Genomic DNA, 5,635 nt, shown 5'->3' on the forward strand with positions numbered 1-5,635 from the left:
ATGGTTGACCACGCTTTTCAAAGATCGTGAACTACATCTCCTCGTTGTGCTCGACGCACTCCGGACAAGTAACCTCATGGGCGCGGCATGCAGGATTAACCGAGCCCAGCCGGTCATGAGTGCGGCCTTGCCGGGTCGGGCGATAGGCAGTCATGCCCTGCCCTTCCTGCGGGTCAAGCACTCCGAAAAAACATTTCCCCCATAAATGCTAGATCTTCCGTTGCCTTTTCGCGTCACAGGCCGTCAAACGCCCGGCCGTTCACAACAGTGATCCGGCAAGTGTTTGGCTGCGCGAGACGATGCTGCAGGGAGTCGTCCTGCATGGCACTTCGCTATGATGCTGCGGTGCCGTCTAACGGCGCCTCGTGCTTGAACGCACTGAACGGCCACCGCGATCAAAATCGATGGTTCGAGGACCGTTGATCATCACCCCGCCAGCCTCGATCTTGTTTGCCGCCACGAGAGCGACACAGAGACTGCTGGTGAAGATGCCCGCCTGCCCGCTATGTTCCGGATGGTTGACCATCCCGGATGGACCCATCGAGGGTGTCAAGGCGAGCATGAGCACAGGCGCGAACAGTTCACGGGCAGGCGCGACGGTGGCCGCAAAGCAACGTCGCGCCAGCATGCGATCTCAGCAGGATCGGCACCATCCTGTCAGGGAGCAATGCGAGTGGCTGGCTTAGCCGCTGCGACGCTGCCCGGCATCGCGTTCAATTGATCTGGCGCCTTAAATGCAGGAAGGCTTCGCGGCCGGTACGAGGCGCATCCCTCCTCCGAAGCAGCACGCCCAAGTATCATCACAAGCCCCGAGCGCCCGCGTTCGGCGATGTCCAATTTCCGACAATGTCGGAATACAGTCAGATCTGCTGGATTGACTTTAAATGGTTTTCTCATTTGGCACAGCGCATGCTGGTTATCCGGAAACACGTGACCGACCAACAAGAAGTCGCATGACACAACCGAAGCCATCCATGTCTGACGGGCTGCCCAGGATACCTACTGCGACCGCGCTTGCCCGGTGACGACCGCTCCGGCTCCGCCCGTTACCGACGAGGCAAAGTGACGGATTTCCTGCGTTTCAACGACATGGAGGTGGTTGTCATTCCCGCTGGGGGACAGACTCGGCCTGTTCAAGGCATTGCGCGAAGGCGGCAAGATGACGGCCACCCGTGCGCGAACTCAAGGAGCGCAGCCTGTATCGTGTATCAGGCAAATAGGCCGTCGGTCAGTGACCTTGACACAGGGGACATGCGCAAGGTCCTGAAGTTTGATGCAGCGATAGAAGGGTGCCAATGACAACAATAGCTTACAGGAACGGAACCATGGCTGGCGACGGCCGAGCCTTGGGTTTTGACTCAGTATCCGTCGGTGAGAAAACGAAGGTGTTTCGCTTATGCGACGGCACACTCATCGGCGTTTCCTCTTCGTCCTTGGGTATTCCAAAGGCCGTTCGAGACTGGGTTGAGAAGGGCATGGATGTTTCTGATATTCCTGTGCCGCGCAACGACGACAATTTTGAATTTGAGGCGCTGATAGTGCGCAAAAATGGGGAAGCCGTATTGTTGGACGGCAATTGGCTGCCAAGTGATCCCGTGAAAGGTGAATATTATGCCATCGGGAGCGGCAAGCAGTATGCTTTGGCCGCGCTGGTTTTGGGCAAGTCAGCTAAGGAAAGCGTCGAAGTTGCCGCGAAACTCGACGTTTGGACTGGTGGCACAGTCACTGCCATAACTCACTAAACCCGCCTTTCGGCGGGAGTGTGACAGTGCGAGCGTGGAAGTAGGGCGCCACCCCGGGGCACGTCGAGCCCTGTCATGTGAGCTGGTCCATAAGCGCGCGAAAGCGTCCAGTTGTGGCCAAAAGCACGATTTGCGACAGAACCGGCCCGCTTCTATGAGTATGGGCCGCTTTTTGCGGCCAGCGTGCTTGCCATCCTGCCGCCAGTGGCCGTCGCCTTCTTCTTCCAAGGTTACCTCGTCATGAAGTAGAGCACCACGATCTTGTCGGAGAGATCGGAAGGCGGACGGCCCTTCCGTCCGCGTCGGCCAGTTCGAAAGGCGGCGCGGCCTGCTCGTCGATCGCCTGGAAGAACCTCTCCGCGCTGTCCCTCATCTTGTCGAGATCGGCGCCCGGATGGTGGGCCAGCGCGGAGGTCCCGAGGATCAGCGCCAGAAATTGAATCGCAAGCGACGGTTTCGCTTTCATGGACAATGCATTCCGGTTGGGGGCGTTCGAGGGCTCCGCGGCTAGGATTGGTCTCACTGTGTCTGCTCCCGCTCCCGGCGGCTCATCTGCCTGATAGGCGCGTTCCCGCTCGGGCCATGTGCTTTTGATGAAGGCCAGAACGGCCCGGATCTCCTCGTCGGTGAGGACATTCCCGAAGCCCGGCATGTCGCTCTGGTAGCCGCCGCCGACGACCGCGGCCGGTCCCGGCGCCGGCATGCGTCCCGAAGGCAGCGGGCTTTCCAATCGCGCTGACCTTCGCCTGGCTAAAACCGTCTTGCCTAGCGCTATCGCCGCGGCCGGGGCGCGGCCATCCGGTTGGCGAGCCAAGGCAATGTCCAGACCAATCCGAGGCCTGCCGCGGCCACGCATCGATAAGAGGACCGACGCCCTTCTCCTTTGCCGCCGCTGGAGAACAGGTATTTGATCAGCGCGGCCGTCCCGAGGACGAGCACGACGACGACAAGCAGCCACACCAGGCCCGTGCCGAACATCATCATGCCGCTCATGCATTCCATCATCGAAGCCTCCTATTCCGTGGCGTAGATGCCGCCGGTCGCGTCAGACTTTCGGATTTCGAGAATCTCGAAGGGCGCTTCCTTCGTGCCACTCATGCCGGGGGAGCCCATCGGCATGCCGGGCAGCGTCATGCCCTTTGATGTCGGGCCGCTCGGTCAAGAGCTTGTTGACCGTGCCGACCGGCACATGGCCGCTCACCACATAGCCGTCGATGAACGAGAGAAGGCAGCCATCGGCTTCCGGCGGAATGCCCTCTTCGCGGCTCATGGCGAAAAGGTCGTGAGTCGGCCTTGACGGTGATTCCTGGAAGGCCGATTCCAAGGCGAGCTGGCTTGAAGGCCGCGGTCCGGATGGTCGACTAGGCAGCTTGGTTCCACGATCGCAATGCTTGATCGCTTCATTGCAGGCCATGGGCTCTCGCCCCCTCCTTTTGCCACACGAGGCGCCAGCTCACGTGTTGTTGTTGGCGTGCGCCCCGGCAACCGCTTTCACCAGCCGCTCCAGCGATCCCGCGCGCTCCAGCTCCGCAAAGAATGATGCGGCGTGACGCTACCCAGCCGGTGCTTCTCGGCCTTCCAATTAAACTGTCTCGACGAAAGAGCCGTCTCCGTTGCTCCGGTCTCGGTGTTGAGTTCTCTAAGGCTGCGCCACACCTTGGTCCCCACGCCGGCAAATGATCTCACTATGCAGCCCGTGCTCGCACGCTCTCAAACTAATTACCGCTGCTGCAACACGCCGCCTGGCGGCCTGCACCGAAAAGCCGACAGGGGTGCATCTGAATAGCCGTGAACCCAGGTCTCAAAGACCATCCGGCGCGACGAGCGGACGCACCGCACGTGTGACACCCGCCTTGTGGGGCAGGGTTGCCTTTCTCAATCCCGGCGTTGGTCGGCGTCCCAATGAGCAGCAAGCTATTATCGGCCGCCGAATCTTAGTGGCTTCGTCGAGAGCCTCAATCAACCAAGCGGCGAAAGCCCCGCTAGAGTCTCCGCCCGCCTGTCGCTATGAAGCAGTTGCAGCCAGCGCTGCTTCAGGCGCATGAACTCGCCCGATGCAATGATTTCCGTCGCCCTGGGTCTTTCGAAGGGCACTGTTTCTATTCCCTTCTTCTTCGGCGCGCGGCTTGATGCCGACATACGGTTTCTTGACCTGCCGCCTGAACTGGCTGCCGAAGCGGGTGCCCCGCCAGCGACCCCGACAATCCCCTGTTCCGCAACTGCTGAAGAGCCGACTGCGCTCGCATCCCGATATTGCGCAACGGCACTATGCCGACATTCTGGAGACCGCAGCCGCATGAGCCTCGAGATGTTCCGCCGACCGTCGACAAAGGCGTCCTCTCGCCTGCGTCCGCCATTTGTCAGTGCTCGATCTGATTGGGGAGACGCCGGTCGTCGAACTGAAGAGATTCGATACCGGCAGGTGTCGTCGCTTCGTCAAGATCGAAAGCCAGAATCCCGGCGGATCGATCAAGGATCGCATTGCGTTGTCGATGATCGTTAATGCCGAACAGCGTGGCACGCGCGGGGCGGTACAATCATCGAAGCGACCGCTGGCAACACAGGGCTCGGCCTGGCCATCTGGCGGCACGAAGCGCGTGATCGCGTGTCCAAAAGCTGACAGCGTCAGACAAATGTCAGGTTCATTACAACCAACATCTGGGCACTGACGAGGTTTTTCGAAGCAATGGGCGCTAACTGCGCGCTGAGCGCGTTGGCATGGCTTTTGAGACTGAGTGACTGTGACTGCACTCAATGGGGCAAGACGAGCGATGCGCTCCTCCCTGAACCCGTGTGCCGTCTCTGAGAGGAAACCAGCTCGTGCAGAAACCTTTGGAAATAGCTTTGGACCGCAACGTGGTATTGCAGATGGAGTCCCCGGCTCCTTCGATTAGAGTCGAGAACTGGCTGCATGGCGAGCCCCTCACGAGCTTTGAGCCCGGCAAGTGTACATAGTCGAATTTTGGGCAACTTGGTGCGGCCCATGTGTGGACGGGATGCCCCATCTGATCCAGCTGCAGGGCGTCGCCAGGCGCACCATCTGGACAGCAGGAACTGGACTATGGGCAAGGTAACAGGCTTTCTCGAAATCGACCGGCAGGTGCACAAGTACCAGCCGGCCTCCGACCGCATCCGGCATTTCCGCGAATTCACGCTGCCGATGTCCGACAAAGAGGTCGAGAAACAGGCCGCGCGCTGCATGGATTGCGGCATTCCGTTCTGCCATGGGCCGACGGGCTGCCCGATCCACAACCAGATCCCGGACTGGAACGACCTCGTCTACAATGGCGACTGGGACAATGCGATCCGCAACCTGCATTCGACCAACAATTTCCCGGAGTTCACCGGCCGCATCTGCCCCGCACCTTGCGAGGAAGCCTGCACGCTGAACCTCGAGGACATCCCCGTCGCCATCAAGACGGTCGAGCAGGCGATCGCCGACAAGGCTTACGAGACCGGCCATATCAGGCCCTATCCGCCGGAGAAGAAGACCGGCAAGCGCGTCGCCGTCATCGGCTCCGGCCCGGCCGGCATGTCGGCTGCCCAGCAGCTCGGCCGCGCCGGCCACGACGTCCATGTCTATGAGCGCGAGAGCCGGCCCGGCGGGTTGATGCGTTACGGCATTCCCGACTTCAAGATCGAGAAGCACTATATCGACCGGCGCATCGAGCAGATGCAGGGCGAGGGCGTCACCTTCCATTGCGGCGTCAATGTCGGCGTCGACAAGCCGGTTGCCGAGCTGCTCGCCGAACATGACGCCGTGCTTTATTGCGGCGGTTCCGAAACGCCGCGCGCGGCCGGCATTCCCGGCGACGATCTCGGCGGCGTGCATGACGCGATGCCCTATCTGGTGCAGCAGAACAGGCGTGTCGGCGGCGAACCGATCCAGTCGG

General features: G+C 60.7%; 5 protein-coding genes and 5 pseudogenes. 6 read left to right on the forward strand and 4 right to left on the reverse strand.

Translation table 11 applies throughout. The features are described from left to right. A pseudogene (locus tag EN994_RS36745) lies at nt 1-205 on the forward strand (hypothetical protein); the annotation flags it as partial. Between the two features lie 147 nt (nt 206-352). Here EN994_RS36745 and EN994_RS15540 read toward each other — a convergent pair. Beyond that, nucleotides 353-628 (reverse strand): hypothetical protein, encoded by a 276-nt coding sequence (locus EN994_RS15540; RefSeq protein WP_063169403.1) that lies wholly within the window; start codon nt 626-628, stop codon nt 353-355. Between the two features lie 697 nt (nt 629-1,325). On the opposite strand from EN994_RS15540, the gene EN994_RS15545 reads away from it, so the two are divergent. Then, a complete protein-coding gene (locus EN994_RS15545; protein WP_063169404.1) occupies nt 1,326-1,742 on the forward strand; it encodes a hypothetical protein in 417 nt (138 codons plus the stop codon). A 238-nt stretch (nt 1,743-1,980) separates the two neighbouring features. Here the strand turns inward: EN994_RS15545 and EN994_RS36860 are convergent, their stop codons facing one another. The 3 genes and pseudogenes from EN994_RS36860 to EN994_RS15560 form a co-directional block, all read right to left on the reverse strand. Next, entirely contained in the window at nt 1,981-2,472 is a 492-nt protein-coding gene (locus EN994_RS36860; RefSeq protein WP_244514239.1) for a cytochrome c, read from the reverse strand. Between the two features lie 41 nt (nt 2,473-2,513). Next, nucleotides 2,514-2,747: a hypothetical protein gene (locus EN994_RS36115; RefSeq protein ID WP_127312611.1), complete on the reverse strand. Its 234-nt coding sequence runs from the start codon at nt 2,745-2,747 to the stop codon at nt 2,514-2,516. Nucleotides 2,748-2,756: 9 nt separating this feature from the next. Continuing rightward, nucleotides 2,757-3,036 (reverse strand): annotated as a pseudogene (locus tag EN994_RS15560) (DUF411 domain-containing protein); the annotation flags it as partial. An 801-nt stretch (nt 3,037-3,837) separates the two neighbouring features. On the opposite strand from EN994_RS15560, the pseudogene EN994_RS36120 reads away from it, so the two are divergent. The 4 genes and pseudogenes from EN994_RS36120 to EN994_RS15580 all read left to right on the forward strand — a co-directional run. Then, nucleotides 3,838-4,042, forward strand: a pseudogene (locus EN994_RS36120) (isopenicillin N synthase family oxygenase); the annotation flags it as partial. Between the two features lie 8 nt (nt 4,043-4,050). Then, nucleotides 4,051-4,320 (forward strand): annotated as a pseudogene (locus EN994_RS15570) (pyridoxal-phosphate dependent enzyme); the annotation flags it as partial. Between the two features lie 278 nt (nt 4,321-4,598). Beyond that, nucleotides 4,599-4,762: pseudogene (locus EN994_RS15575) on the forward strand (thioredoxin domain-containing protein); the annotation flags it as partial. Nucleotides 4,763-4,803: 41 nt separating this feature from the next. Continuing rightward, on the forward strand, nt 4,804-5,635 hold an 832-nt coding region (locus EN994_RS15580; RefSeq protein ID WP_164745942.1), incomplete at its 3' end, for a glutamate synthase subunit beta.

It is taken from the genome of Mesorhizobium sp. M7A.F.Ca.CA.002.09.1.1, assembly GCF_003998555.1.
Lineage (GTDB): Bacteria > Pseudomonadota > Alphaproteobacteria > Rhizobiales > Rhizobiaceae > Mesorhizobium > Mesorhizobium ciceri.

Bases quoted from the DNA above. Each gene is read 5' to 3' on its own strand.
- EN994_RS15540 (WP_063169403.1), bottom strand. From the start codon at position 628: ATGCTGGCGCGACGTTGCTTTGCGGCCACCGTCGCGCCTGCCCGTGAA.
- EN994_RS15545 (WP_063169404.1), top strand. From the start codon at position 1,326: ATGGCTGGCGACGGCCGAGCCTTGGGTTTTGACTCAGTATCCGTCGGT.
- EN994_RS36115 (WP_127312611.1), bottom strand. From the start codon at position 2,747: ATGATGGAATGCATGAGCGGCATGATGATGTTCGGCACGGGCCTGGTG.